The organism is Pseudomonas paralactis, assembly GCF_001439735.1.
GTDB lineage: Bacteria > Pseudomonadota > Gammaproteobacteria > Pseudomonadales > Pseudomonadaceae > Aquipseudomonas > Aquipseudomonas paralactis.
Genome location: NZ_JYLN01000001.1, coordinates 703,481 through 725,898 on the forward strand (window position 1 = coordinate 703,481; position 22,418 = coordinate 725,898).

Here is a 22,418-nt window from a genome sequence, read left to right on the forward strand (position 1 = left end):
GGATGCCCTCGTTATCGTTGACGTTCTTCGCGAGCAAGCTCGCTCCTACAGGGGTGGTTTTTAGTTCTTACGGAACACGAAGACCAAACCGACGATGATCAACGCCATTCCCAGCACGCTCAACAGCGCCAGGCGGTTGCCGAAGATCAGGTAGTCCATCACCGCCGTCACCGCCGGCACCAGATAGAACAAACTGGTGACATTCACCAGGTTGCCCCGTGCAATCAGCCGATACAGCAACAGCGTCGCCAGCACCGACACCACCAAACCCATCCACAGCACCGGCAGGTAAAAGCCTGCACTGTGCTCGAAGTGGAACGGCTGGAACGGCACAAGCACCCCGCACAGCAACAGCCCGGCCAGGTATTGCAACGGCAATGTGCCCAAGGGGTTGTCGGTGATGCGCTTTTGCATGATCGAGCCAAACGTCATGCTCGCCAGCGCCAGCAGCCCGAACAGCATCCCCGCCAGGGACATGCCCGCCAGCCCGATGCGCTGGTACACCACCATGATCAACCCGGCCAAGCCTAACCCCAGGCCGAACAGCCGGCGCCAGGAGCGCTGGCGCTCCATCAGCACCACGGTGAGGATCGGCTGCACGCCCATGATGGTCGCCATCACCCCGGGGGTGACTTTGAGGTCCAGGGCCAACAGATAGAAAATCTGATAAGCCCCCAACAACACCAGGCCCGTCGCCGCCGCATACAGCAGGGGCTTGCCGGCGCGTGGCAGCTTCAACTTGAGGATCGGCACCAGCACCACCAACCCCATCAGAGCGATGGCAAACCGGATCAGCAGAAAAGCAAAGGGCGACGCATGGGCCAGGCCCAGCTTGGAGAAGATCGCCCCGCTGCTCCACAGCAAGACAAACAAGCTCGTCGAGGCCGCCGCGGCCACGGATTGTTTCGAAAGAACAGACATGAGTTACCACCTGTTATCAGGCAAAAAAGCCGACTCAGTAAAAAACTGAAATTTCAGTAGGTTTTTTCAGGCAGGCACGGGGCAACAGCGAATCGCTGATCAGCCCGAAATGCCAACACCCGGCGGTGATACGACTGCGTACACCGGCGTGCTACTGACAGGTGGGGGGTAGTGACTGATCTGCGCAGGCTGCTTGCCACGGCACGGCACGACCACAGCGTTGACCGCTGAATCGACTACCGCTATACGCTGGGAAGCTGGCATGTGCTGATCTTTTTGAAGGGATAAAGAGGCGACGACTATAACCAGCCGCAAACATACTTTGCAATCCTTTCCCCCTTGCCTTGTAGGTGGAGGCGTTTTCATGCCCTAGAACCTGGCCACTCGCTATAATGCCGCCCGGATTTTTCGAAGGATTTCACATGACTGCTTTGCCCTGGCTGTACCTCACCCTACTTTCCATTGGCTATGTCGTGGCTTTGATCTACGGCCAACTGGGCGTACTGGCGGCGGTCTCCATCGCACTGCTGCTGGTGGCCGGGTACGCCGTGCGCCAGCAACGCAACCCCTGGGCACGCTACCTGGGCCATGGTTTGTTTATCGTGCTGGCTCTGGGGCTGGCGATGCACTGGTTGCCGGGTTTCTATAACGGCCGCGGCATTGCGCCCCAGCGTTTTACTCCGGACTCAGTGCCATTCTCGATGTACCTGAACCAGGACAAGCCCCTGATAGGCTTCTGGCTGTTGCTGGCCTGCCCGTGGATTGTGGCGCGACGCTCATTGCGCCTGTCGATCTGCGTCACCGCCCTGGCCCTGACCCTGGCCGCTATCGCCGTATTGGGTGGTGCCGCACTGATGGGAATGATCAGCTGGGCGCCGAAATGGCCGGACCAGGCATGGCTGTGGGTACTCAATAACCTGCTGCTGGTGACGCTGGTGGAAGAAGCGCTGTTTCGTGGCTATGTTCAGGGCGGCCTGAGCCAACGCTTCAAACACTTGCCCTACGGCGAGAACCTTGCGCTGCTGCTGGCCTCGCTGTTATTCGGCCTGATGCATTTCGGTGCGGGTTGGCAATGGGTGATGCTGGCCAGTATTGCCGGGGTCGGTTACGGCCTGGCGTATCGCTTTGGCGGGCTCGGCGCAGCGATTGCCACGCATTTTGGCTTGAATCTGCTGCACTTCGGCTTGTTCACCTACCCAATGCTGGCCAGCTAAGCCTTTCTTCTGTAGGAGCGAGCTTGCTCGCGAAGCACTTCAACGCTAACGCAGGCATCCTGAATGAACGCGTTGCCCTTGGGTGCTTCGCGAGCAAGCTCGCTCCTACAGGGGTAACGTCTGTCCCAGGATTGTTGCAAAAATAAGTTAAATAAATGCCCCACATGGCCGATACCCCCTGAAAGCCTTGCGGATTGAACAATCATGCGTAATAACCAACCCGTTACCCAGCGCGAACGTACCTTCCCCGCTCAGCAACGGTTGATCTCCACCACAGATGCCAAGGGCGTCATTACCTACTGCAACGACGCGTTTGTCGAAATCAGTGGGTTCACCCGCGACGAACTGATCCGTGCTCCGCACAACCTGGTGCGTCACCCGGACGTGCCCTCGGCGGTGTTCGCGCACATGTGGTCCACGCTCAAACAAGGCTTGCCATGGATGGGCATTGTCAAGAATCGCTGCAAGACCGGTGACCACTACTGGGTTAACGCCTATGTGACACCGGTGTTCGACGGCAACCAGGTGATCGGCTACGAATCGGTGCGCATCAAGCCCACCGCCGAGCAGATCCGCCGGGCCGAGGCGCTTTATCAACGCATCAACCAGGGCAAGTCGGCCATTCCCCAGCGCGACAAATGGCTGCCGGTGCTGCAGGACTGGCTGCCGTTTATCCTGGTCAGCCAACTGAGTTTCATGATCGGCGCCACCCTCACCTCCCAGTGGGGTTTTGCCCTGGCTGCGGCGTTGTCGGTCCCGTTGGGCCTGCTGGGCCTGAGCTGGCAGCAACGCGGCCTCAAGCGCCTGCTGCGCCTGGCCGAGCAGACCACCTCCGACCCGCTGATTGCGCAAATGTACACCGACAGCCGTGGCGCACAAGCGCGCCTGGAAATGTCGATCCTCAGCCAGGAAGCGCGTCTGAAGACCTGCCTGACCCGCTTGCAGGACACTGCCGAGCACCTCAACGATCAGGCGGCACAGTCCAACACCCTGGCGCACAGCAGCTCCAGCGGCCTGGAACGTCAGCGTGTGGAAACCGAACAGGTGGCCACCGCCGTCAACCAGATGGCTGCAACCACCCAGGAAGTCGCCAGCCATGTGCAGCGCACCGCCGACGCCACCCAGGAAGCCAACCGCCTGACCGGTCGCGGCCGCGATATCGCCGGGGAAACCCGCGAGGCGATTCAGCGGCTGTCGGTTGCGGTAGGCGAGACCGGTGTGACGGTTACTCAACTGGCCAAGGACAGCGATGAAATTGGCGGCGTCGTCGATGTGATCAAAGGCATCGCCGACCAGACCAACTTGCTGGCGCTCAACGCTGCTATCGAAGCCGCGCGTGCCGGTGAGATGGGTCGTGGTTTTGCGGTGGTCGCCGATGAAGTGCGCCAACTGGCGCAGCGTACGGCCGAATCCACCGGGCAGATCCATGCCCTGATCGCCAAGCTGCAACACACGGCGGCTGCGGCCGTGCAAACCATGGACGCCGGGCATCGCCAGGCTGAAGAGGGTGTAGCGCGTGTGATGGAAGCGGATCAGGCATTGGTGGGCATCAGTGAGGCGGTGGCCAACATCACCGACATGACTACCCAGATTGCCGCCGCCACCGAAGAGCAAAGCGCCGTGGCCGAGGAGATCAGCCGTAACATCAGCACCATCGCGTTGTTGGCAGACCAGACTTCAGAGCAGGCGATGAACTCGGCGCAGTTGAGTGAAGAGCTGACGCATACGGCGAATACTCAGTACTCGCTGGTGGAGCGTTTTAACCGGTAGAACTTCAGGGGCTCACTTTCTCCAACAAGTGAGTCCCTTGCAGATGGCTATCACTCATCATCTTTTTATCACCAAGCATTCTATAAAACTGTCAATTCTCACAGTTAACCTTTGAACGCCTCCCTCCTTATAGTGTGAACCTGTCAAACAGGAGCACATCGCCATGTCCCGACCTGCCGATTCAAATAGCGCCCTGCATCCCTTCCCAAAAACCATGGGACGTGTGCAGTGGGCTGAAAAATCATCGAACAACGAAAGAACATTGGAAGGCTGGGCCCTCCCACTGCACCTATCCGAATACAATAATCAGTATTGGGTCAAGTTAACGCTCCAGTCCCCTGACACTCAACAATCACTGTTACTGAAAATACCTTGCGACTCCATAAGCACATCACCGAACAAATCACTCAAGCAAACCCCGAAAGCCTTCGCCCACGTGTACATTCAAGGTGCAAACAATAACGCACCTGAAACGGAAGAACGTATTAAACCTGTCGGCGACATTGAAGTAACCGTTGACGAAAGCACAGGGAACACAACGCTGAATTTCGAAGGTTCTTTCACTGACACAGCGTCGGAATTATGCGAAATAAAATGCCGCTGTGAGTGGCCTGGAACTACCCTTAACTCACAACGTTCGGTCTTTAAGTGGACAGAAGGACAAACTCAATACAAAACGGAGGGCTGGTTGGCCTACTCCAATTCAAGTAAGGCATGGTATCTGACCGGCGAGGAGGGAGAATGGGGTACGCCTCAATACCGGGAGTGGGCTATTTATATTTACTGCGACGATGAAAATGAACAGATCATCGATGAAACATTTAAAAACGGTGATGAGAAATCGAATTTTTACTATGCTCCCTTCGGCGGTGGCACCTATGAAGACGAATACAATGTAACGCTTACACTGACTCAGCAGCCGTTGCGCTGCGAAGCCACCTTTAAAAATAAAATCCGCGACCGTGTAGAGATGACTAACGGCACGTTTCAGCCTATAAAAGACCCTACCCCCCCATCGTAATAAGGCTCGACAACAGAGGCTTAAAACAAAATAAGTTTCACGTCTCAGGCGAGCGCGACACACTCAAGCTGGCATTTCTGAAAAAATCAGATAGCGCAAACCCCACGGGTAAAAGGTCTCACCATGAACCAAGAAATTATTTTCATCCCCGACTGCTATCTCTCTCAATCAGCAAACAACCATTTTGAATGGACATTTAAAAACTCTCAAACATCAATCACTGCAGAAAGAACAATTTTTGGTCATCGTACACAGACAAATACCTGGATATTTTCAGGGGCCATTGGAGATAAACCTGAAAAGAATTTTTCTTCGTATTATTTTCATATTCCCTACCTAGGAGAAGCGCCGATAGACAATACGTATATACTTGACGGAATTTTACATTATGCTCTTTACATCTCTGGCCCTGGCGACATGCCTGGCACTACAGCAATTCCCGCCAAACACGCAACGCTGACAATAAAGCTCAACCCTGTTGAAGGCACGGCCAATGGCAACTTCGAGGCGTCCTTCGACAGTGAGTATGCTCAATACGACGCGACAGGACACTTCACGCTCATTAGGGACCGCTAGTGTTAAACCTCACGAAAACACTAGCCGAAATATCCCAACATAGAGACCTGCAAAGCGTCAGGCGAGAAAACCTGACGCTTTGATGGCCGCCGCCTCCAAATGCTGCTCATGACTGAACCCCGACGCCTTCAACGGCTTCAAATCATGATCCCCCGCCGCCAGCCACATCACCTCAATGCTCTCTGACAAGTCATAACCCTGCACCGCCGCACGATTGCCCAAGGCATCGCGCTCGCCCTGCACAATCAACGTCGGCGTCTTCAACCCGGCCAAGTGCTCCACCCGAGGCTTTTGCGGCTTGCCCACCGCATAAAACGGATAGCCCAGGCACACCAACCCATCGGCGCCCAGCTCATCGGCCAACAAACTGGCCATGCGCCCGCCCATGGACTTGCCGCCAATCGCCAGTTTCCCAGCGACATGACGTCGCACCTGGGCATACACTTCACGCCACGCCTCCAGCAGTTTCGGCGCCGGATTCGGCGGGCGTTTGCCCCCGTCCAAGCGGCGCTGGGCCATGTACGGGAACTCGAAGCGCAACACGCTCACGCCATGCCCGGCAAGGCGTGCAGCCATGTCGTTCATGAACGCCGAGTCCATCGGTGCGCCAGCGCCGTGGGCCAGGATCAACGTGACCGGCTTATCCGAAGTCGTGCCCGTGGCGACATCCCACAACCAGCCATGTTCCCGTACACACTGCGCCCATTGATCCCCGTCAATACTGGCCTTGTGCTCTTTGCCCATGCTTGCCTCGCTTTTTAGTCTGCCTATAACTCCAGCCCAAGTGCCGCACTTGCTTGGGTTGAACCGTGGATGGGGAACCATGAACACTACTTTAAGTACCGCCTATAACTACAAGGTGGTCCGCCAATTCGCCATTATGACGGTGGTGTGGGGCATCGTCGGCATGGGGCTCGGGGTTTTTCTCGCGGCCCAATTGGTTTGGCCTGCGCTCAACTTCGATTTGCCCTGGACCAGCTTCGGCCGTCTGCGCCCATTGCACACCAATGCGGTGATTTTCGCGTTCGGTGGCTGTGCGCTGTTCGCCAGCTCCTTTTACTCGGTGCAACGCACCTGCCAGACGCAGCTGTTCGCGCCGAAAGTCGCCGCGTTCTGCTTCTGGGGCTGGCAGCTTGTGATCCTGCTGGCGGCAATCAGCCTGCCACTGGGCTACACCAGCTCCAAGGAATACGCCGAGCTGGAATGGCCGATCGACATTCTGATCACCATCGTCTGGGTCGCCTACGCCATCGTGTTCTTCGGCACGATCATGAAGCGCAAGACCAAGCATATCTATGTGGGCAACTGGTTTTTCGGTGCGTTCATCATCACCGTGGCCATCTTGCATATCGTCAATAACCTGGAAATCCCGGTCAGCCTGACCAAGTCCTACTCGCTGTACGGCGGTGCGACGGATGCTATGGTGCAGTGGTGGTATGGGCACAACGCGGTAGGCTTTTTCCTGACTGCGGGCTTTCTGGGGATGATGTACTACTTCGTGCCCAAACAGGCCGAGCGCCCGGTGTATTCCTATCGCTTGTCGATCGTGCACTTCTGGGCGCTGATCACGCTGTACATTTGGGCCGGTCCTCACCACTTGCACTACACCGCCTTGCCGGACTGGGCGCAGTCCTTGGGCATGGTGATGTCGCTGGTGCTGCTGGCGCCAAGCTGGGGCGGCATGATCAACGGCATGATGACCCTCTCGGGTGCCTGGCATAAGTTGCGCAGCGACCCGATCCTGCGCTTCCTCGTTGTCTCCCTGGCCTTCTACGGCATGTCGACCTTCGAAGGCCCGATGATGGCGATCAAGACCGTCAACGCCCTCTCCCACTACACCGACTGGACCATCGGCCACGTACACGCCGGGGCGCTGGGTTGGGTGGCGATGATCTCCATCGGCGCGCTGTACCACATGATCCCGAAAATCTTCGGTCGCGAGCAGATGTACAGCCTCGGCCTGATCAACGCGCATTTCTGGCTGGCCACCATCGGCACCGTGCTCTACATCGCCTCGATGTGGGTCAACGGCATCGCTCAGGGCCTGATGTGGCGTGCGGTCAACGAAGACGGCACCTTGACCTACTCCTTCGTCGAAACCCTGGTGGCCAGCCACCCAGGCTTCATCGTGCGTCTGGTGGGTGGTGCGATCTTCCTCAGCGGCATGTTCCTGATGGCTTACAACACATGGCGCACCGTGCGTTCGGCGCAACCTGCCGAAGTCACCGCTGCCGCGCAGATGGCCTGAGGAGTCGATGATGAAACACGAAACGATTGAAAAGAACGTCGGCCTGTTGATGCTGCTGATGGTGCTCGCCGTGAGCATCGGTGGCCTGACCCAGATCGTCCCGCTGTTCTTCCAGGACGTGACCAACAAGCCGGTCGAAGGCATGAAGCCCTACACCGCGCTGCAACTGGAAGGTCGCGACATTTACATCCGCGAAGGCTGCGTGCAGTGCCACTCGCAGATGATCCGCCCGTTCCGCGCCGAGACCGAGCGCTACGGCCACTACTCGGTAGCCGGCGAAAGCGTGTGGGACCACCCGTTCCTGTGGGGTTCCAAACGTACCGGCCCGGACCTGGCCCGCGTCGGCGCGCGCTACTCGGACGACTGGCACCGCGCGCACTTGTACAACCCGCGCAACGTGGTGCCGGAGTCGAAAATGCCGGCCTATCCGTGGCTGGTCACCGCCGCCGTCGACAGCAGCCACACCGAGACCAAGTTGAAAGTGATGCGCACGCTCGGCGTGCCGTACACCGACGACGACATCAACGGCGCCGTCGCCAGCCTCAAGGGCAAGACCGAGATGGACGCGCTGGTTTCCTACCTGCAAGTGCTCGGCACTGCCATCAAGAGCAAGAGGTGAGCCATGGGATTTGAATTCGATGCGGGCACCATCCGCGGCCTCGGCACGCTGGTGGTCGCCATCGCCTTTATCGGCCTGTCGCTGTGGGTCTTCAACAACCGCCGCAATGCGGAATTCGAGCAGGCCCGCCTGCTGCCGTTTGCCGATGAACCTTCCCCACCCGACGCTCAAGCAGAGCCAGCCACAAGGAGCACTCGGCCATGACTACGTTTTGGAGTACATGGATCTGCGTATTGACCCTGGGCAGCCTGATCGGCCTGACTTGGCTGTTGGTCGGCACCCGCAAGGGCGAAACCAAGGGCAGCGTCGACCAGACCATGGGCCACGCCTTCGACGGGATCGAGGAATACGACAACCCGCTGCCCCAGTGGTGGTTTATGTTGTTCGCCGGCACCCTGGTATTTGCCGTCGGCTACCTGATCCTCTACCCGGGCCTGGGCAACTGGAAAGGCGTGCTGCCGGGCTATGAAGACGGCTGGACCCAGACCAAGGAGTGGGACAAGGAAATGGCCAAGGCCGACGCCAAGTTCGGGCCGATCTTCGCCAAGTTCGCGGCCATGCCGGTGGAAGAAGTGGCCAAGGACCCGCAAGCGTTGAAGATGGGCGGTCGCCTGTTCGCCTCCAACTGCGCGGTATGCCACGGCTCGGACGCCAAGGGCGCCTATGGCTTCCCCAACTTGGCCGACAGCAACTGGCGCTGGGGCGGTTCGGCCGAGGCCATCAAGGCCACCATCCTGAACGGTCGCCACGCGGCGATGCCGGCCTGGGGTGAAGTGCTGGGCGAGGACGGGGTGAAGAACGTCGCCGCCTATGTGCGTCATGACCTGGCCAAGCTGCCGTTGCCCGCCGACAACACCGCCGACCTGGCCGCCGGCCAAGCCGCCTTCAGCACCACTTGCGTGGCGTGTCATGGTCCGCAAGGTCACGGCGTGGAAGCCATGGGTGCGCCCAACCTGACCGAGCCTGCCGGGTTTATCTACGGCACCAGCCTGGCGCAGTTGCAGCAGACCATCCGCCATGGTCGCCAGGGCCAGATGCCGGCCCAGGACGTGCTGCAAGGTAATGACAAGGTGCACCTGCTGGCGGCTTACGTGTACAGCCTGTCCCATAACGCTGATGGTGCAACGCCAGACAGCGTGACCCAGTAGAGCAGCAACCCGTTCCACTGTAGGAGCGAGCTTGCTCGCGAAGAACCTGGGGACGCCGCGTTTATCCAGAATAAACGCGGCGCTCTGAAGTACTTCGCGAGCAAGCTCGCTCCTACAGGGATCCGGTGTTGTTTTCACTTGCGCGACCAAGTGTCGCACCCTCGCGACACCCACCTTTCCCCTCCTCCTATTCGGGTCTACGCTTGTTCCCACAGTGGAGCAATTCTGGCGTAGGCGACGGTATCCGTTGCGCCCCCTAAAATTCCTGTCCACTTGATCAGCTTTCTATTTCGGTCTTTATCCTTACACCAAACATGGAAAGGGCGCAGAATCTGGCGTGGAACGCATTGATACAGGTCAGTCATTGCGTTGCAATGGCCCCTCGGTTTCTACATACTTGCGGCCGATTTTACCTATAAAAAAACCTAAACCGTGGAACCTTAGAATGAGCACAGCAATCAGTCCGACTGCTTATAACTATAAGGTAGTCCGCCAGTTCGCCATCATGACGGTGGTCTGGGGGATCCTTGGCATGGGGCTCGGGGTGTTCATCGCCTCGCAACTGGTCTGGCCGCAATTGAATTTCGACCTGCCATGGACGACCTTCGGTCGTTTGCGCCCGCTGCACACCAACCTGGTGATCTTCGCCTTCGGTGGATGTGCACTGTTTGCCACCTCCTACTATGTGGTGCAGCGCACCTGCCAGACGCGCTTGATCTCGGATGGCCTGGCCGCCTTCACCTTCTGGGGCTGGCAGGCGGTTATCGTCGGCGCCATCATCAGCCTGCCGCTGGGCTACACCACCACCAAGGAATACGCCGAGCTGGAATGGCCGATCGCGATTTTGCTCGCCATCGTCTGGGTGACCTATGCCGTGGTGTTCTTTGGCACCATCGTCAAGCGCAAGACCAAGCACATCTACGTCGGTAACTGGTTCTACGGTGCGTTTATCCTGGTCACGGCGATGCTGCATATCGTCAACCACGCCTCCCTGCCGGTGAACCTGTTCAAATCCTATTCGGCCTATTCCGGCGCGACGGATGCGATGATCCAGTGGTGGTACGGCCACAACGCCGTCGGTTTCTTCCTCACCACCGGTTTCCTGGGCATGATGTATTACTTCGTGCCCAAGCAGGCCGAGCGTCCGATCTACTCTTATCGCCTGTCCATCGTGCACTTCTGGGCGCTGATCACCCTGTACATCTGGGCCGGCCCTCACCACTTGCACTACACCGCCTTGCCGGATTGGGCACAGTCCCTGGGCATGGCGATGTCGATCATCCTGCTGGCGCCAAGCTGGGGCGGCATGATCAACGGCATGATGACCCTCTCGGGCGCCTGGCATAAGCTGCGCACCGACCCGATCCTGCGGTTTCTGGTGGTATCGCTGGCGTTCTACGGCATGTCGACCTTTGAAGGTCCGATGATGGCGATCAAGACCGTCAACTCGCTGTCCCACTACACCGACTGGACCATCGGCCACGTACATGCCGGCGCTCTGGGCTGGGTAGCGATGATCTCCATCGGCGCGCTGTACCACATGATCCCCAAACTGTTCGGCCGCGCGCAGATGCACAGCGTCGGGCTGATCAACGCGCACTTCTGGCTGGCCACTATTGGCACCGTGCTCTACATCGCTTCGATGTGGGTCAACGGCATCACCCAGGGCCTGATGTGGCGTGCGATCAACGATGACGGCACCCTCACCTATTCCTTCGTCGAAGCGCTGCAAGCCAGCCACCCGGGCTTTATCGTGCGTGCCCTGGGCGGTGCGTTCTTTGCCAGCGGCATGTTGTTGATGGCCTACAACGTCTGGCGCACCGTGCGCGCCTCCGACCCGGCGCAAGCTGAAGCCGCCGCCAAGATCGCCGTTGTGGGAGCTCACTGATGAAGCATGAAGTAGTCGAGAAGAATATCGGCCTGCTGGCCTTCTTCATGGTCATCGCCGTGAGCATCGGCGGCCTGACCCAAATCGTCCCGCTGTTTTTCCAGGACGTGACGAACAAGCCGGTCGAAGGCATGAAGCCGCGTACCGCCCTTGAACTGGAAGGCCGTGACGTCTACATCGCCAACGGTTGCGTGGGCTGCCACTCGCAGATGATCCGCCCGTTCCGTGCCGAAACCGAACGCTACGGCCACTATTCGGTGGCCGGTGAAAGCGTGTGGGACCACCCGTTCCTGTGGGGCTCCAAGCGCACCGGCCCGGACCTGGCCCGTGTGGGCGGGCGTTATTCCGATGACTGGCAGCGTGCGCACTTGTACAACCCGCGCAACGTGGTGCCGGAGTCGAAAATGCCGGCGTACCCGTTCCTCGTGGAAAACAAGCTCGACGGCAAGGACACCGCGAAGAAGATGGAAGTCTTGCGCACCCTGGGCGTGCCCTACACCGACGAAGACATCGCCGGTGCAGCCGCAGCCGTGAAGGGCAAGACCGAAATGGACGCATTGGTGGCCTACCTGCAAGGCCTTGGCACCATCATCAAAAGCAAACGGTGACCTACATGGATATCGGGATGATTCGTGGCCTGGGCACCGTTGTGGTGATGGTGGCCTTTGTCGGCCTGGCGTTGTGGGTGTTCAGCCCACGGCGCAAGTCGGAGTTTGACGACGCGACCATGCTGCCCTTCGCAGATGACCCCGAAGCCATCAAGCACGTCGAGCAAGCTTCTAGGAGTAACAAAGAATGACTACGTTCTGGAGTCTGTACGTCACAGTCCTCAGTCTGGGTACCATCTTCGCCCTGACCTGGCTGCTGCTGTCGACCCGCAAGGGCCAGCGCACCGAGCAGACGGATGAGACCGTCGGCCACTCGTTCGACGGCATCGAGGAGTACGACAACCCGCTGCCCAAATGGTGGTTCATGCTGTTTGTCGGCACCATTGTCTTCGCCCTCGGCTATCTGGTGCTCTACCCGGGCCTGGGTAACTGGAAAGGCCTGCTGCCGGGTTACAACTACCTGGACAACGACAAGCAAACCGCGTTTGCCAACGGCCAGACCGGCTGGACCGGCGTACACGAATGGGAAAAGGAAATGGCCAGGTCGGAGGCCAAGTTCGGGCCGATCTTCGCCAAATTCGCATCGATGCCCATTGAAAAAGTGGCCAAGGACCCGCAAGCCTTGAAGATGGGCGGCCGACTGTTTGCCTCCAACTGCTCAGTGTGCCACGGCTCCGACGCCAAGGGCGCCTACGGCTTCCCTAACCTGACCGACGCTGACTGGCGCTGGGGTGGCGAACCCAACACCATCAAGGAAACCATCATGAAAGGCCGCCACGCGGTGATGCCGGGCTGGGCCGAAGTCATCGGCGAGCAAGGCGTAGCTGACGTAGCAGGCTTTGTAGTGACCCAACTCGATGGCCGCAAACTGCCCGAAGGTGCCAAGGCCGACGTGGCCAACGGCGAGAAACTCTTCGCCGCCAACTGCGTGGCCTGCCACGGCCCGGCCGGTAAAGGCACCCCAGCCATGGGCGCGCCGGACCTGACACATCCAGGCGCATTCATCTACGGTTCGAGCTTCGCGCAACTGCAGCAGACCATCCGCTATGGCCGTCAGGGCCAGATGCCTGCGCAGGAGCAACTGCAGGGCAATGACAAGGTGCATTTGCTGGCAGCGTATGTTTACAGCTTATCTCATGCCGACAAGGCTGCCGAAGCTCAGTAACCTGGAAAGCCCCGCACTGTGAGAACCGTGCGGGGCATAGTCCGTATCAGCAATTGCATCATCAAGAACCTGCGTCACGCAGAGAGTCTTGAGAGTGATACTGAGCTGCCTGTTCTCTACGGGAGCAGGTTACAACGGGCCAACGGTAGCCACCACCGCAGGCGTGACCTCTACGAGAGGCGCGACGCCGCTGATGACACTGACTTTGACTTGGCTGTTTTTTCTCAGTTGGGTTAGCTCGGCAATCGTATCCTGAATGCTTTGCGGGCTGATTTTGCCGTCCAGCCACTTGTCACCATCACTATCAAGTTTATCCAAAAGTGATTCACGCTTCAGCAGTTCCTTAGCGAACTGACCGACGTCTGTGCACTCTTTAGAAAGCTCTTCAAGCCGAGACAAGGTGATAAATCCCGGATTTTTCGGATCTTCAAACATTTTGAAGTCGCCCGCCAATTGCTTGGAGAGTCGCAAATCGTTCCAGCCGGAATATTGGTTGTAGAGATTCAACGAAGCGGCAGCTACTATCGAGACCCCGGCTTCAGGGAGCAGTAAGTCATATGGAAGTTTAATCGTCATGCCATTGTTTATATTCATAGTGACTCCTCACATTAATAAGCCACTGTAAGTAGTGGCCTCTCTCTGTGGCTTATCAACTTCAATCAGTTCCATCATAAGACCCTGAGTACCAATAAAGTGGGAACCTTAGTTGTCGTCGACGGCGCGGCCTAGAGTAACTCAATCCTGATTCGCGAGGAGCGCACTGACAGGTCCAACAAGAGCGTTGCGCTGATTGACTCAGGACACAAATGACCCGCTCGCACTCAAAAACCGTCCATACTTCACAAGTCAATTGATCCAGATCACGTACACCATCAATTGATTTCCCCCAACGCGACCAAAGGTCGCACCCTTCACGCACCACCGGGGGCGTATCATTAGGCCACTGCAACACCCCCCATTTGATCGCGGCCGGCACGTACTGGCCGAGGCAAATCTCCACCGCCGTGGGATGCAATGATGAGCAACCAGATACCGGTACATGACGTTACCCCGCCTGCCAAAACCGTCGATCTCTACGCTTCGCGAGAGAAAATTTACACCCGCGCCTTCACCGGCCTGTTCCGCAATTTGCGCATGCTCGGTGGCGCCGGCCTGTTCCTGCTGTACTTCGGCACCGTGTGGCTGAACTGGGGCGGTCACCAGGCGGTGTGGTGGAACCTGCCGGAGCGTAAGTTCTTCATTTTTGGCGCCACCTTCTGGCCCCAGGATTTCATCCTGCTCTCGGGCATTCTCATTGTTGCGGCCTTTGGGCTGTTCTTTATTACCGTGTACGCCGGCCGCGTGTGGTGCGGCTATACCTGCCCGCAAAGCGTGTGGACCTGGATCTTCATGTGGTGCGAAAAGGTCACCGAAGGCGACCGCAACCAGCGCATCAAGCTGGACAAGGCGACCATGGGCGCCAACAAGTTCCTGCGCAAGTTCAGCAAGCACACGCTGTGGCTGCTCATCGGTTTTGTCACTGGCATGACCTTCGTCGGCTATTTTTCACCGATCCGCGAGCTGGTGTTCGACTTCTTCACTGGCCAGGCCGATGGATGGTCGTATTTCTGGGTCGGCTTCTTCACCCTCGCCACCTACGGCAATGCCGGCTGGCTGCGCGAGCAGGTGTGCATCTACATGTGCCCTTACGCGCGTTTCCAGAGCGTGATGTTCGACAAGGACACACTCATTGTTTCCTATGACCCGCGCCGTGGCGAAGTGCGTGGCCCGCGTAAAAAGGGCGTCGACTACAAGGCCCAGGGCCTGGGCGACTGCATCGATTGCACCATGTGCGTGCAGGTGTGCCCCACCGGTATCGATATCCGCGATGGCCTGCAAATCGAGTGCATCGGCTGCGCCGCCTGTATCGACGCCTGCGATAACATCATGGACAAGATGGACTACCCACGCGGCCTGATCAGCTACACCACCGAGCACAATCTGTCCGGGCAGAAGACCCATAAGTTGCGCCCGCGGCTGATCGGCTATGCGCTGGTGTTGCTGGCGATGATCGGCTTGCTGGTCGGCGCATTCTTCATGCGTTCGCTGGTGGGTTTCGATGTCAGCAAGGACCGCGTGCTGTACCGCGAAAACGCCGAGGGGCGCATCGAAAACGTCTACAGCCTGAAGATCATGAACAAGGACCAGCACGACCACACCTACGTGCTCGACGCCACCGGCCTGCCGGACCTCAAGCTGCAGGGGCGACGCGAAATCAAGGTGGCCGCCGGCGATATCGTCAGTATGCCGGTGGAGTTGTCGAGTGCGCCGGAGCAACTGCCGTCGAGCACCAACGAGGTGACTTTCATCCTCAAAGACGCCGACGACACCAGCGTTCATATTGAAGCCAAGAGCCGATTCATCGGCCCACAAGTTCGTTAAACAGGGAACACAAGAATGCCCGCAACCACTGCTGCAAGCCCTTGGTACAAGCACCTCTGGCCGTGGATCATCATCGTGATCCTGGCCTGCTCGGTGACGCTGACCCTGTCCATGGTGACCATCGCGGTCAACAACCCGGACAACCTGGTCAACGACAACTACTACGAGGCCGGCAAAGGCATCAACCGCTCCCTGGACCGCGAACGCCTGGCCCAGACCCTGCAACTGCGTGCCAAGCTGCACCTGGATGAGTTGACTGGCGAAGTCGAGCTGCACCTGACCGGCAACAGCGGCCCTGCGACCCTGGAACTGAACCTGATTTCCCCGACCCAGCCGGAAAAGGATCGCAAGATCGTCCTGACCCGCAGTGACAGCGAGCACGGCCGCTATATCGGCCAGGTCACCGACAAGGTTGAAGGCCGCCGTTTCGTGGAACTGCTTGGCGTGGAAGGCAACAACACCTGGAGGATGTTCGAGGAAGAAGAGGTCAGCCACGATAAGGATCTGCTGCTGGGTGACGAACCGTTGCAGGGTGCCGAAGACCTGAAAAAATAGCAGCGCCCATGACCAGCCCAACACCTTGCTACCACTGCGCCCTGCCCGTCCCCTCCGGCAGCCGGTTCACCGCCCGCATCCTTGGCGAGCGCCGCGAGCTCTGCTGCCCTGGCTGCCAGGCCGTGGCCGAAGCGATTGTGGCCGGTGGGCTGGAAAGCTATTACCAGCACCGCAGCGAAGCCTCGGCCAACCCCGAGGCGCTACCGGTGCAACTGGTGGATGAGCTGGCGCTGTACGACCGCGCCGACGTGCAAAAGCCCTTTGTACGCCATCAGGGCGACTTGGCCGAAACCACCCTGTTGATGGAGGGCATCAGCTGCGCCGCCTGCGGCTGGCTGATCGAGAAACACTTACGCAGCCTGCCCGCGGTGGACGAGGCGCGGCTGAACCTGTCCAACCATCGCCTGCATGTACGCTGGGCCGATGGGCAACTGCCATTGAGCCAACTGCTCAGTGAACTGCGCCATATCGGCTATGCCGCCCACCCCTACCAGGCCGACCGCGCCGCCGAACAACTGGCCTGCGAAAACCGTCTGGCCCTGCGTCAACTGGGGGTCGCCGGCTTGCTGTGGTTCCAGGCGATGATGGCAACCATGGCGACCTGGCCGGAATTCAATATCGACCTGAGCCCGGAGTTGCACGTGATCCTGCGTTGGGTTGCGATGTTTCTCACCACACCCATCGTGTTTTACAGCTGCGCGCCATTCTTCAAAGGCGCCCTGCGTGACCTGCGCACGCGCCACCTGACCATGGACGTATCGGTATCCCTGGCGATTGGCGGTGCGTACCTGGCGGGTATCTGGACCGCGATCACCGGCGTGGGCGAACTGTATTTCGATGCGGTGGGCATGTTTGCGCTGTTCTTGTTGGCCGGGCGTTACCTTGAGCGTCGCGCTCGGGAGCGCACTGCGGCGGCCACTGCTCAACTGGTCAACCTGTTGCCCGCCTCGTGCCTGCGCCTCAAGGGCGATGGCCAAAGCGAACGCATCCTGCTCAGTGAACTGGCATTGGGTGATCGTGTACTGGTGCAGCCCGGCGCGGTGCTGCCGGCGGATGGCGTGATCCTCGACGGCCAATCCAGCGTCGATGAATCCCTGCTGACCGGCGAGTACCTGCCGCAACCGCGACGGGTCGGCGACAGCGTCACGGCCGGCACGCTGAATGTTGAAGGCGCGTTGATCGTCGAAGTGCGCGCCCTGGGCCACGACACACGCCTGTCCGCCATTGTGCGCCTGCTGGAGCGCGCCCAGGCCGAGAAGCCACGCCTGGCGCAAATCGCCGACCGTGCCGCGCAGTGGTTCCTGCTGTGCTCGCTGATCGCCGCCGCGGTGATCGGCCTGCTGTGGTGGGAGCTGGACCCATCCCGCGCATTCTGGATTGTGTTGGCAATGCTGGTGGCGACTTGCCCGTGCGCACTGTCCCTGGCCACGCCGACCGCCCTGACGGCTGCCACCGGCACCTTGCACACCCTGGGGTTGCTGCTGACCCGCGGCCACGTGCTCGAAGGCCTGAACCAGATCGACACGGTGATTTTCGACAAGACCGGCACCCTCACCGAAGGGCGCCTGGCGTTGCGCGCCATTCGCCCCCTGGGCGCATTGGACAGCGACCACTGCCTGGGCCTCGCCGCCGCCCTCGAGAACCGCTCGGAACACCCGATTGCTCGTGCCTTCGGGCGTGCGCCCCTGGCAGCGGATGAAGTGTTGAGCACCCCGGGCCTTGGCCTGGAGGGTCGTGTCGGGGACCGCCTGTTGCGTATCGGCCAACCGGGGTTTGTCTGTGAGCTCAGTGGCTGCGCGATTCCCGCCTCGCCGGACGAAGCGGGGCAATGGCTGCTGTTGGGTGATAAAAGCGGCGCACTCGCCTGGTTCGTACTCGACGACCGCCTGCGCAGCGACGCGCCTGCCCTGCTCGCAGCGTGCAAGGCACGCGGCTGGCGTACGCTGCTGCTCTCAGGCGACAGCTCACCGATGGTGGCCAGTGTCGCCCTCGAACTGGGCATCGACGAAGCCCACGGCGGCCTGCGCCCTGACGACAAGTTGCAGGTGCTGCAAAACCTGCACAAGCAAGGCCGCAAAGTGCTGATGCTGGGCGATGGCGTCAATGATGTGCCGGTGCTGGCCGCCGCCGATATCAGCGTGGCCATGGGCTCGGCCACCGACCTGGCGAAAACCAGCGCCGACGCGGTGCTGTTGTCCAACCGTCTGGAGGCACTGATGCAAGCCTTCAGCCTAGCGCGGCGCACCCGTCGAGTAATCCTTGAGAACCTGCTGTGGGCCGGGCTGTACAATGGCCTGATGCTGCCATTTGCGGCCCTGGGCTGGATCACGCCGATCTGGGCCGCCATTGGCATGTCCCTCAGTTCGTTGACCGTGGTGCTTAACGCATTGCGCCTGACTCGTTTGTCGAGCGCGCAGGCTAAAGGTACCGCCCCAGTAACCCGCCCGCTGCCGGCCTGAGCCGCGCGGGCATGGAGTGCAGATGCCAGCTTTATACGTAATGATTCCGGCGGCGCTGCTGTTAGTGGGTGTGGCCATCTATATCTTCTTCTGGGCCGTGGACAGCGGCCAGTACGAAGATCTCGACGGCCCGGCCCACAGCGTGCTGTTTGACGATCAGGACCCTAACCATTTGGCCGCCATCGACGAAGCCAACGGCCCAGAACAACCGCCCAAGGACCCACCCCATGCTTGAGCTGGCGCCTCTGCTGGTTTCGGCGTTGATTCTGGGCCTGCTTGGCGGCGGCCATTGCCTGGGCATGTGCGGCGGGCTGATGGGCGCGCTGACCCTGGCGATCCCCAGGGAGCAACGCAGCCGCCGCTTTCGCTTGCTGCTGGCGTACAACCTGGGGCGGATCCTCAGCTATGCCACGGCAGGGCTGCTGATCGGCCTGGCCGGCTGGGCGGTGGCCAACAGCCCGGCGGCGATGTTCATGCGCGTGCTTGCCGGGTTACTGCTCATTTGCATGGGCCTTTACCTGGCGGGCTGGTGGAGCGGCCTGACCCGCATCGAAAGCCTCGGGCGCGGCCTGTGGCGGCATATCCAGCCGGTGGCCAATCGTTTGCTGCCGGTGTCGAGCCTGCCTCGGGCCTTGCTGCTGGGCGGGCTATGGGGCTGGTTGCCGTGCGGGTTGGTCTACAGCACCCTGCTGTGGGCAGCAAGCCAGGGCAATGCGCTGGACAGCGCGTTGCTGATGCTGGCGTTCGGCCTGGGCACCTGGCCGGTGCTGCTGGCGACCGGGCTGGCGGCGGAGCGTGTCACCGCACTTTTGCGTAAACGCAGCGTGCGCATGGCCGGCGGCCTGTTGGTGATCCTTTTCGGTATCTGGACCTTGCCGGGCCCGCATCAGCACTGGCTGATGGGTCATTGAAAGCCCCTGTGGCATAGCGCCGCTCCCCGTTGATGCAAATCAACATGCCTTGCCTGCCCTGCCCCTAGACTCGCCAAACTAGCCAATCCGGGGGACCGCCCGCATGCTCGACGCCATTCGTTGGGACACAGATCTGATTCACCGCTACGACTTGGCGGGGCCGCGCTACACGTCCTACCCTACCGCCGTACAATTGGACAGCCAGGTCGGCACCTTCGACCTGCTCCACGCCCTGCGCGAAAGCCGCAAGGCCGTACGACCGTTATCGGTGTATGTGCACGTACCGTTCTGCGCCAACATTTGCTACTACTGCGCCTGCAACAAGGTTGTCACCAAGGACCGTGGTCGCGCCCAGGCCTACTTGCAGCGCCTGGAGCAGGAAATCCAGCTGGTGGCCTGCCATCTCGATCCGAAGCAGCCCGTGGAGCAGTTGCACTTTGGCGGCGGCACCCCGACGTTTCTCAGCCACGATGAACTGCGCCAGGTGATGAATTGCCTGCGCCAGCATTTCAATTTGCTCGATGATGATTCGGGCGACTACGGCATTGAAATCGACCCTCGCGAAGCCGACTGGGCCACCATGGGCCTGTTGCGCGAGTTGGGCTTCAATCGCGTAAGCATCGGCCTGCAAGACCTCGACCCCGAGGTGCAACGGGCGGTCAATCGCCTGCAAAGCCTGGAAGAGACCCGCGCGGTGATCGATGCGGCGCGTACCCTGCAATTTCGCTCGATCAATATCGACTTGATCTACGGTTTGCCCAAGCAATCACCGCTTAACTTTGCGCGCACCGTAGAGGAAGTCATCCGCCTGCAACCGGACCGCCTGTCCGTATTCAACTACGCCCACCTGCCGGAACGCTTCATGCCCCAGCGGCGGATCAATACCGAAGACCTGCCCTCGCCGGCCGAAAAACTGCTGATGCTGCAAACCACCATCGAGCAACTGACCCAGGCCGGCTACCGCTATATCGGCATGGACCACTTTGCCCTGCCGGACGACGAACTGGCTATCGCCCAGGAAGAAGGCAAGCTGCAACGCAACTTTCAGGGTTACACCACCCACGGGCACTGCGATCTGATTGGGTTGGGGGTTTCGGCGATCAGCCAGATTGGCGATTTGTATTGCCAGAACAGCAGCGACCTCACCCAATACCAGAACGCTTTGGCGGGCGCACAACTGGCGACCAGCCGTGGTTTGGTCTGCACAACGGACGACCGTCTGCGAAGGGAGGTGATTCAGCAATTGATCTGCAATTTCAGCCTGGGCTTCGAGGCGATCGAACAGGCGTACAACATCGATTTTCGCGGCTACTTTGCCGAGCTATGGCCGCAACTGGAAACGATGGCCGGCGACGGCCTGATCGAGTTGGACGCCCAGGGCATTCGTGTACTGCCGGCCGGGCGCCTGCTGGTGCGTTCAGTGTGCATGGTGTTCGATGCCTACCTGGAGCACCAGAACCGGCAACGATTTTCCCGGGTCATCTGAACGCACTTACTTCATGGCCAGGGTCGCGGCCTTGGCTGCATCACCGGCGCTCATGTCTTTCATCGCCTTGGTCAGGGACGCCTGAGCGCTGGTCAAGCTGGCTTGCAACGCGCTCAAGGCCGACTGCAGCCCGGAGAGTCGGGCACGGGCCTGCTCAGGGCTGAGACTTCTGTCGGCCATTACCGCAGCCATCTCAGCCTGTTTCTCGGCAATCTGCTTTTTGATCTCACGAATCATCTTGAGCAAATTCTTGACGTTGTCCGCCAGGCCGCTTTCGTCGATGTCACTGTTTGAGGTTTTCTCGGCCTCGGCAGCTTTCATTGCGGCACCGGAAATGGTCACCGAAACGGCAGGTTTGGCCTCGTCCGCCGTCGGGATAACACCCACATCGGATTCGGCAGCCTTTTTGGTTTCGGGCAGTGCCTGGATTTGAGTACGCGAAGCGAGTTGAGTACTGAGGGCTATCATGGTTTGAGCCGCCGTATTTGTAGTCGATGGCAGTACTATCGGCGGTTTTAGCCAAATCTTTATATACCGGCAGGTTTTTTGTACACGCTGGCCTCCGTGCCCCCCAGTGCGTTACCCTTACGTCTTATGTGTGTTTTCCCACAAGGATTTAAGAAATGTCCGAGCCAGTTAAACTGCGCGCTCACAGCCAGGCCCATTGCAAGGATTGCAGCCTGGCTCCCCTCTGCCTGCCACTTTCGTTGAATCTGGAAGACATGGATGCGCTGGACGACATCGTCAAACGCGGCCGCCCATTGAAAAAAGGCGAATTTTTGTTTCGCCAGGGCGACAAGTTTGATTCCGTCTATGCAGTACGTTCGGGCGCGTTGAAAACGTTCAGCCTCAGCGACGGCGGCGAAGAGCAAATCACCGGCTTCCACCTGCCCAGCGAGCTGGTCGGGCTGTCTGGGATGGACACCGAGATTCATCCGGTGTCGGCCCAGGCCCTGGAGACGACGTCGGTGTGCGAAATTCCTTTCGAGCGCCTGGACGAATTGGCCCTGCAACTGCCGCAGTTGCGCCGCCAGTTAATGCGTGTGATGAGCCGCGAAATTCGTGACGATCAGCAAATGATGCTGCTGCTGTCGAAGAAAACCGCCGACGAGCGCATCGCGACGTTTCTGGTCAACCTGTCGGCGCGCTTCCGTGCCCGTGGTTTCTCGGCCAACCAGTTCCGCCTGAGCATGTCGCGTAATGAAATCGGCAACTACCTGGGCCTGGCCGTTGAGACCGTATCCCGCGTGTTTACCCGCTTCCAGCAGAACCAGTTGATTGCCGCCGAGGGCAAGGAAGTGCATATCCTCGACCCGATCCAGCTGTGCGCATTGGCCGGTGGCTCACTGGAGGTCTGATCCAGACACCGCGGCCGCGCCAATCGGCAAGGCCGCAGGTATACTTCGAG

The 22,418-nt window shown here is 59.6% G+C and carries 23 protein-coding genes; 19 read left to right on the forward strand and 4 right to left on the reverse strand.

Annotated features, from left to right (window positions below):
* Positions 1-60: 60 nt before the first annotated feature.
* The gene (locus TX23_RS03280; RefSeq protein ID WP_057700990.1) at positions 61-921 is read right to left on the reverse strand and encodes a DMT family transporter; all 861 of its coding nucleotides are present in this window, start codon (positions 919-921) and stop codon (positions 61-63) included.
* A 422-nt stretch (positions 922-1,343) separates the two neighbouring features.
* Here TX23_RS03280 and TX23_RS03285 point away from each other — a divergent pair, with 422 nt between their 5' ends.
* From TX23_RS03285 to TX23_RS27960, 4 genes are all read left to right on the forward strand, one after another.
* Entirely contained in the window at positions 1,344-2,135 is a 792-nt protein-coding gene (locus TX23_RS03285; RefSeq protein WP_057700991.1) for a CPBP family intramembrane glutamic endopeptidase, read from the forward strand.
* A 204-nt stretch (positions 2,136-2,339) separates the two neighbouring features.
* On the forward strand, positions 2,340-3,905 hold the full coding sequence (locus tag TX23_RS03290; RefSeq protein WP_057700992.1) for a methyl-accepting chemotaxis protein: 1,566 nt from the start codon (positions 2,340-2,342) through the stop codon (positions 3,903-3,905).
* Between the two features lie 163 nt (positions 3,906-4,068).
* Positions 4,069-4,926: a hypothetical protein gene (locus tag TX23_RS03295; protein ID WP_057700993.1), complete on the forward strand. Its 858-nt coding sequence runs from the start codon at positions 4,069-4,071 to the stop codon at positions 4,924-4,926.
* Positions 4,927-5,049: 123 nt separating this feature from the next.
* A complete protein-coding gene (locus tag TX23_RS27960) occupies positions 5,050-5,502 on the forward strand; it encodes a hypothetical protein (RefSeq protein WP_157243898.1) in 453 nt (150 codons plus the stop codon).
* Between the two features lie 57 nt (positions 5,503-5,559).
* Here TX23_RS27960 and TX23_RS03300 read toward each other — a convergent pair whose 3' ends face one another.
* Positions 5,560-6,246 carry an alpha/beta family hydrolase gene (locus tag TX23_RS03300; protein ID WP_057700994.1) on the reverse strand — a complete coding sequence of 229 codons (687 nt, stop codon included), beginning with the start codon at positions 6,244-6,246 and terminating at the stop codon, positions 5,560-5,562.
* A gap of 79 nt (positions 6,247-6,325) precedes the next feature.
* On the opposite strand from TX23_RS03300, the gene ccoN (TX23_RS03305) reads away from it, so the two are divergent.
* The 8 genes from ccoN (TX23_RS03305) to ccoP (TX23_RS03340) all read left to right on the forward strand — a co-directional run bounded on the left by ccoN (TX23_RS03305) (position 6,326) and on the right by ccoP (TX23_RS03340) (position 13,178).
* Entirely contained in the window at positions 6,326-7,750 is a 1,425-nt protein-coding gene (gene ccoN / locus TX23_RS03305; RefSeq protein WP_003193158.1) for a cytochrome-c oxidase, cbb3-type subunit I, read from the forward strand.
* Positions 7,751-7,760: 10 nt separating this feature from the next.
* Positions 7,761-8,369, forward strand: coding sequence for a cytochrome-c oxidase, cbb3-type subunit II (gene ccoO / locus TX23_RS03310; protein ID WP_003193159.1), 609 nt, complete (start codon positions 7,761-7,763; stop codon positions 8,367-8,369).
* 3 nt (positions 8,370-8,372) lie between these two features.
* Positions 8,373-8,573, forward strand: a complete 201-nt coding sequence (locus TX23_RS03315) for a cbb3-type cytochrome oxidase subunit 3 (RefSeq protein ID WP_003193161.1) — start codon at positions 8,373-8,375, stop codon at positions 8,571-8,573.
* The gene (ccoP, locus tag TX23_RS03320; protein ID WP_057700995.1) at positions 8,570-9,517 is read left to right on the forward strand and encodes a cytochrome-c oxidase, cbb3-type subunit III; all 948 of its coding nucleotides are present in this window, start codon (positions 8,570-8,572) and stop codon (positions 9,515-9,517) included. Before TX23_RS03315 ends, ccoP (TX23_RS03320) begins: the two co-directional genes overlap by 4 nt.
* Before the next feature lie 445 nt (positions 9,518-9,962).
* On the forward strand, positions 9,963-11,405 hold the full coding sequence (gene ccoN, locus TX23_RS03325; protein WP_057700996.1) for a cytochrome-c oxidase, cbb3-type subunit I: 1,443 nt from the start codon (positions 9,963-9,965) through the stop codon (positions 11,403-11,405).
* Positions 11,405-12,013: a cytochrome-c oxidase, cbb3-type subunit II gene (gene ccoO / locus TX23_RS03330; RefSeq protein WP_003193167.1), complete on the forward strand. Its 609-nt coding sequence runs from the start codon at positions 11,405-11,407 to the stop codon at positions 12,011-12,013. Before ccoN (TX23_RS03325) ends, ccoO (TX23_RS03330) begins: the two co-directional genes overlap by 1 nt.
* Positions 12,014-12,018: 5 nt before the next feature.
* A complete protein-coding gene (locus TX23_RS03335) occupies positions 12,019-12,204 on the forward strand; it encodes a CcoQ/FixQ family Cbb3-type cytochrome c oxidase assembly chaperone (RefSeq protein ID WP_005790274.1) in 186 nt (61 codons plus the stop codon).
* Positions 12,201-13,178: a cytochrome-c oxidase, cbb3-type subunit III gene (gene ccoP / locus TX23_RS03340; RefSeq protein ID WP_057700997.1), complete on the forward strand. Its 978-nt coding sequence runs from the start codon at positions 12,201-12,203 to the stop codon at positions 13,176-13,178. The genes TX23_RS03335 and ccoP (TX23_RS03340) overlap by 4 nt, the downstream gene beginning before the upstream one ends.
* A gap of 129 nt (positions 13,179-13,307) precedes the next feature.
* Here the strand turns inward: ccoP (TX23_RS03340) and TX23_RS03345 are convergent, their stop codons facing one another.
* Positions 13,308-13,772 carry a hypothetical protein gene (locus TX23_RS03345; protein ID WP_057700998.1) on the reverse strand — a complete coding sequence of 155 codons (465 nt, stop codon included), beginning with the start codon at positions 13,770-13,772 and terminating at the stop codon, positions 13,308-13,310.
* A gap of 423 nt (positions 13,773-14,195) precedes the next feature.
* Here TX23_RS03345 and ccoG point away from each other — a divergent pair, with 423 nt between their 5' ends.
* The 6 genes from ccoG (at position 14,196) to hemN (ending at position 21,010) form a co-directional block, all read left to right on the forward strand.
* On the forward strand, positions 14,196-15,599 hold the full coding sequence (gene ccoG, locus TX23_RS03350) for a cytochrome c oxidase accessory protein CcoG (protein WP_057700999.1): 1,404 nt from the start codon (positions 14,196-14,198) through the stop codon (positions 15,597-15,599).
* 15 nt (positions 15,600-15,614) lie between these two features.
* The gene (locus tag TX23_RS03355; RefSeq protein WP_057701000.1) at positions 15,615-16,154 is read left to right on the forward strand and encodes a FixH family protein; all 540 of its coding nucleotides are present in this window, start codon (positions 15,615-15,617) and stop codon (positions 16,152-16,154) included.
* Positions 16,155-16,162: 8 nt separating this feature from the next.
* Positions 16,163-18,613, forward strand: a complete 2,451-nt coding sequence (locus TX23_RS03360; protein ID WP_057701001.1) for a heavy metal translocating P-type ATPase — start codon at positions 16,163-16,165, stop codon at positions 18,611-18,613.
* A 22-nt stretch (positions 18,614-18,635) separates the two neighbouring features.
* Positions 18,636-18,848: a cbb3-type cytochrome oxidase assembly protein CcoS gene (ccoS, locus tag TX23_RS03365; protein ID WP_005790284.1), complete on the forward strand. Its 213-nt coding sequence runs from the start codon at positions 18,636-18,638 to the stop codon at positions 18,846-18,848.
* Entirely contained in the window at positions 18,841-19,524 is a 684-nt protein-coding gene (locus TX23_RS03370; RefSeq protein WP_057701002.1) for a sulfite exporter TauE/SafE family protein, read from the forward strand. Before ccoS ends, TX23_RS03370 begins: the two co-directional genes overlap by 8 nt.
* Before the next feature lie 103 nt (positions 19,525-19,627).
* Positions 19,628-21,010, forward strand: coding sequence for an oxygen-independent coproporphyrinogen III oxidase (hemN, locus tag TX23_RS03375; protein WP_057701003.1), 1,383 nt, complete (start codon positions 19,628-19,630; stop codon positions 21,008-21,010).
* Between the two features lie 6 nt (positions 21,011-21,016).
* Here the strand turns inward: hemN and TX23_RS03380 are convergent, their stop codons facing one another.
* Positions 21,017-21,478: a hypothetical protein gene (locus TX23_RS03380; protein WP_057701004.1), complete on the reverse strand. Its 462-nt coding sequence runs from the start codon at positions 21,476-21,478 to the stop codon at positions 21,017-21,019.
* A 155-nt stretch (positions 21,479-21,633) separates the two neighbouring features.
* On the opposite strand from TX23_RS03380, the gene fnr reads away from it, so the two are divergent.
* The gene (gene fnr / locus TX23_RS03385; RefSeq protein ID WP_005790290.1) at positions 21,634-22,368 is read left to right on the forward strand and encodes a fumarate/nitrate reduction transcriptional regulator Fnr; all 735 of its coding nucleotides are present in this window, start codon (positions 21,634-21,636) and stop codon (positions 22,366-22,368) included.
* The last annotated feature ends 50 nt before the right edge of the window (positions 22,369-22,418 follow it).

Excerpts from the sequence above, each read along its gene's own strand:
- TX23_RS03280 (WP_057700990.1), bottom strand. The coding sequence starts at position 921 with ATGTCTGTTCTTTCGAAACAATCCGTGGCCGCGGCGGCCTCGACGAGC.
- TX23_RS03285 (WP_057700991.1), top strand. The coding sequence starts at position 1,344 with ATGACTGCTTTGCCCTGGCTGTACCTCACCCTACTTTCCATTGGCTAT.
- TX23_RS03290 (WP_057700992.1), top strand. The coding sequence starts at position 2,340 with ATGCGTAATAACCAACCCGTTACCCAGCGCGAACGTACCTTCCCCGCT.
- TX23_RS03295 (WP_057700993.1), top strand. The coding sequence starts at position 4,069 with ATGTCCCGACCTGCCGATTCAAATAGCGCCCTGCATCCCTTCCCAAAA.
- TX23_RS27960 (WP_157243898.1), top strand. The coding sequence starts at position 5,050 with ATGAACCAAGAAATTATTTTCATCCCCGACTGCTATCTCTCTCAATCA.
- TX23_RS03300 (WP_057700994.1), bottom strand. The coding sequence starts at position 6,246 with ATGGGCAAAGAGCACAAGGCCAGTATTGACGGGGATCAATGGGCGCAG.
- ccoN (WP_003193158.1), top strand. The coding sequence starts at position 6,326 with ATGAACACTACTTTAAGTACCGCCTATAACTACAAGGTGGTCCGCCAA.
- ccoO (WP_003193159.1), top strand. The coding sequence starts at position 7,761 with ATGAAACACGAAACGATTGAAAAGAACGTCGGCCTGTTGATGCTGCTG.
- TX23_RS03315 (WP_003193161.1), top strand. The coding sequence starts at position 8,373 with ATGGGATTTGAATTCGATGCGGGCACCATCCGCGGCCTCGGCACGCTG.
- ccoP (WP_057700995.1), top strand. The coding sequence starts at position 8,570 with ATGACTACGTTTTGGAGTACATGGATCTGCGTATTGACCCTGGGCAGC.
- ccoN (WP_057700996.1), top strand. The coding sequence starts at position 9,963 with ATGAGCACAGCAATCAGTCCGACTGCTTATAACTATAAGGTAGTCCGC.
- ccoO (WP_003193167.1), top strand. The coding sequence starts at position 11,405 with ATGAAGCATGAAGTAGTCGAGAAGAATATCGGCCTGCTGGCCTTCTTC.
- TX23_RS03335 (WP_005790274.1), top strand. The coding sequence starts at position 12,019 with ATGGATATCGGGATGATTCGTGGCCTGGGCACCGTTGTGGTGATGGTG.
- ccoP (WP_057700997.1), top strand. The coding sequence starts at position 12,201 with ATGACTACGTTCTGGAGTCTGTACGTCACAGTCCTCAGTCTGGGTACC.
- TX23_RS03345 (WP_057700998.1), bottom strand. The coding sequence starts at position 13,772 with ATGAATATAAACAATGGCATGACGATTAAACTTCCATATGACTTACTG.
- ccoG (WP_057700999.1), top strand. The coding sequence starts at position 14,196 with ATGAGCAACCAGATACCGGTACATGACGTTACCCCGCCTGCCAAAACC.
- TX23_RS03355 (WP_057701000.1), top strand. The coding sequence starts at position 15,615 with ATGCCCGCAACCACTGCTGCAAGCCCTTGGTACAAGCACCTCTGGCCG.
- TX23_RS03360 (WP_057701001.1), top strand. The coding sequence starts at position 16,163 with ATGACCAGCCCAACACCTTGCTACCACTGCGCCCTGCCCGTCCCCTCC.
- ccoS (WP_005790284.1), top strand. The coding sequence starts at position 18,636 with ATGCCAGCTTTATACGTAATGATTCCGGCGGCGCTGCTGTTAGTGGGT.
- TX23_RS03370 (WP_057701002.1), top strand. The coding sequence starts at position 18,841 with ATGCTTGAGCTGGCGCCTCTGCTGGTTTCGGCGTTGATTCTGGGCCTG.
- hemN (WP_057701003.1), top strand. The coding sequence starts at position 19,628 with ATGCTCGACGCCATTCGTTGGGACACAGATCTGATTCACCGCTACGAC.
- TX23_RS03380 (WP_057701004.1), bottom strand. The coding sequence starts at position 21,478 with ATGATAGCCCTCAGTACTCAACTCGCTTCGCGTACTCAAATCCAGGCA.
- fnr (WP_005790290.1), top strand. The coding sequence starts at position 21,634 with ATGTCCGAGCCAGTTAAACTGCGCGCTCACAGCCAGGCCCATTGCAAG.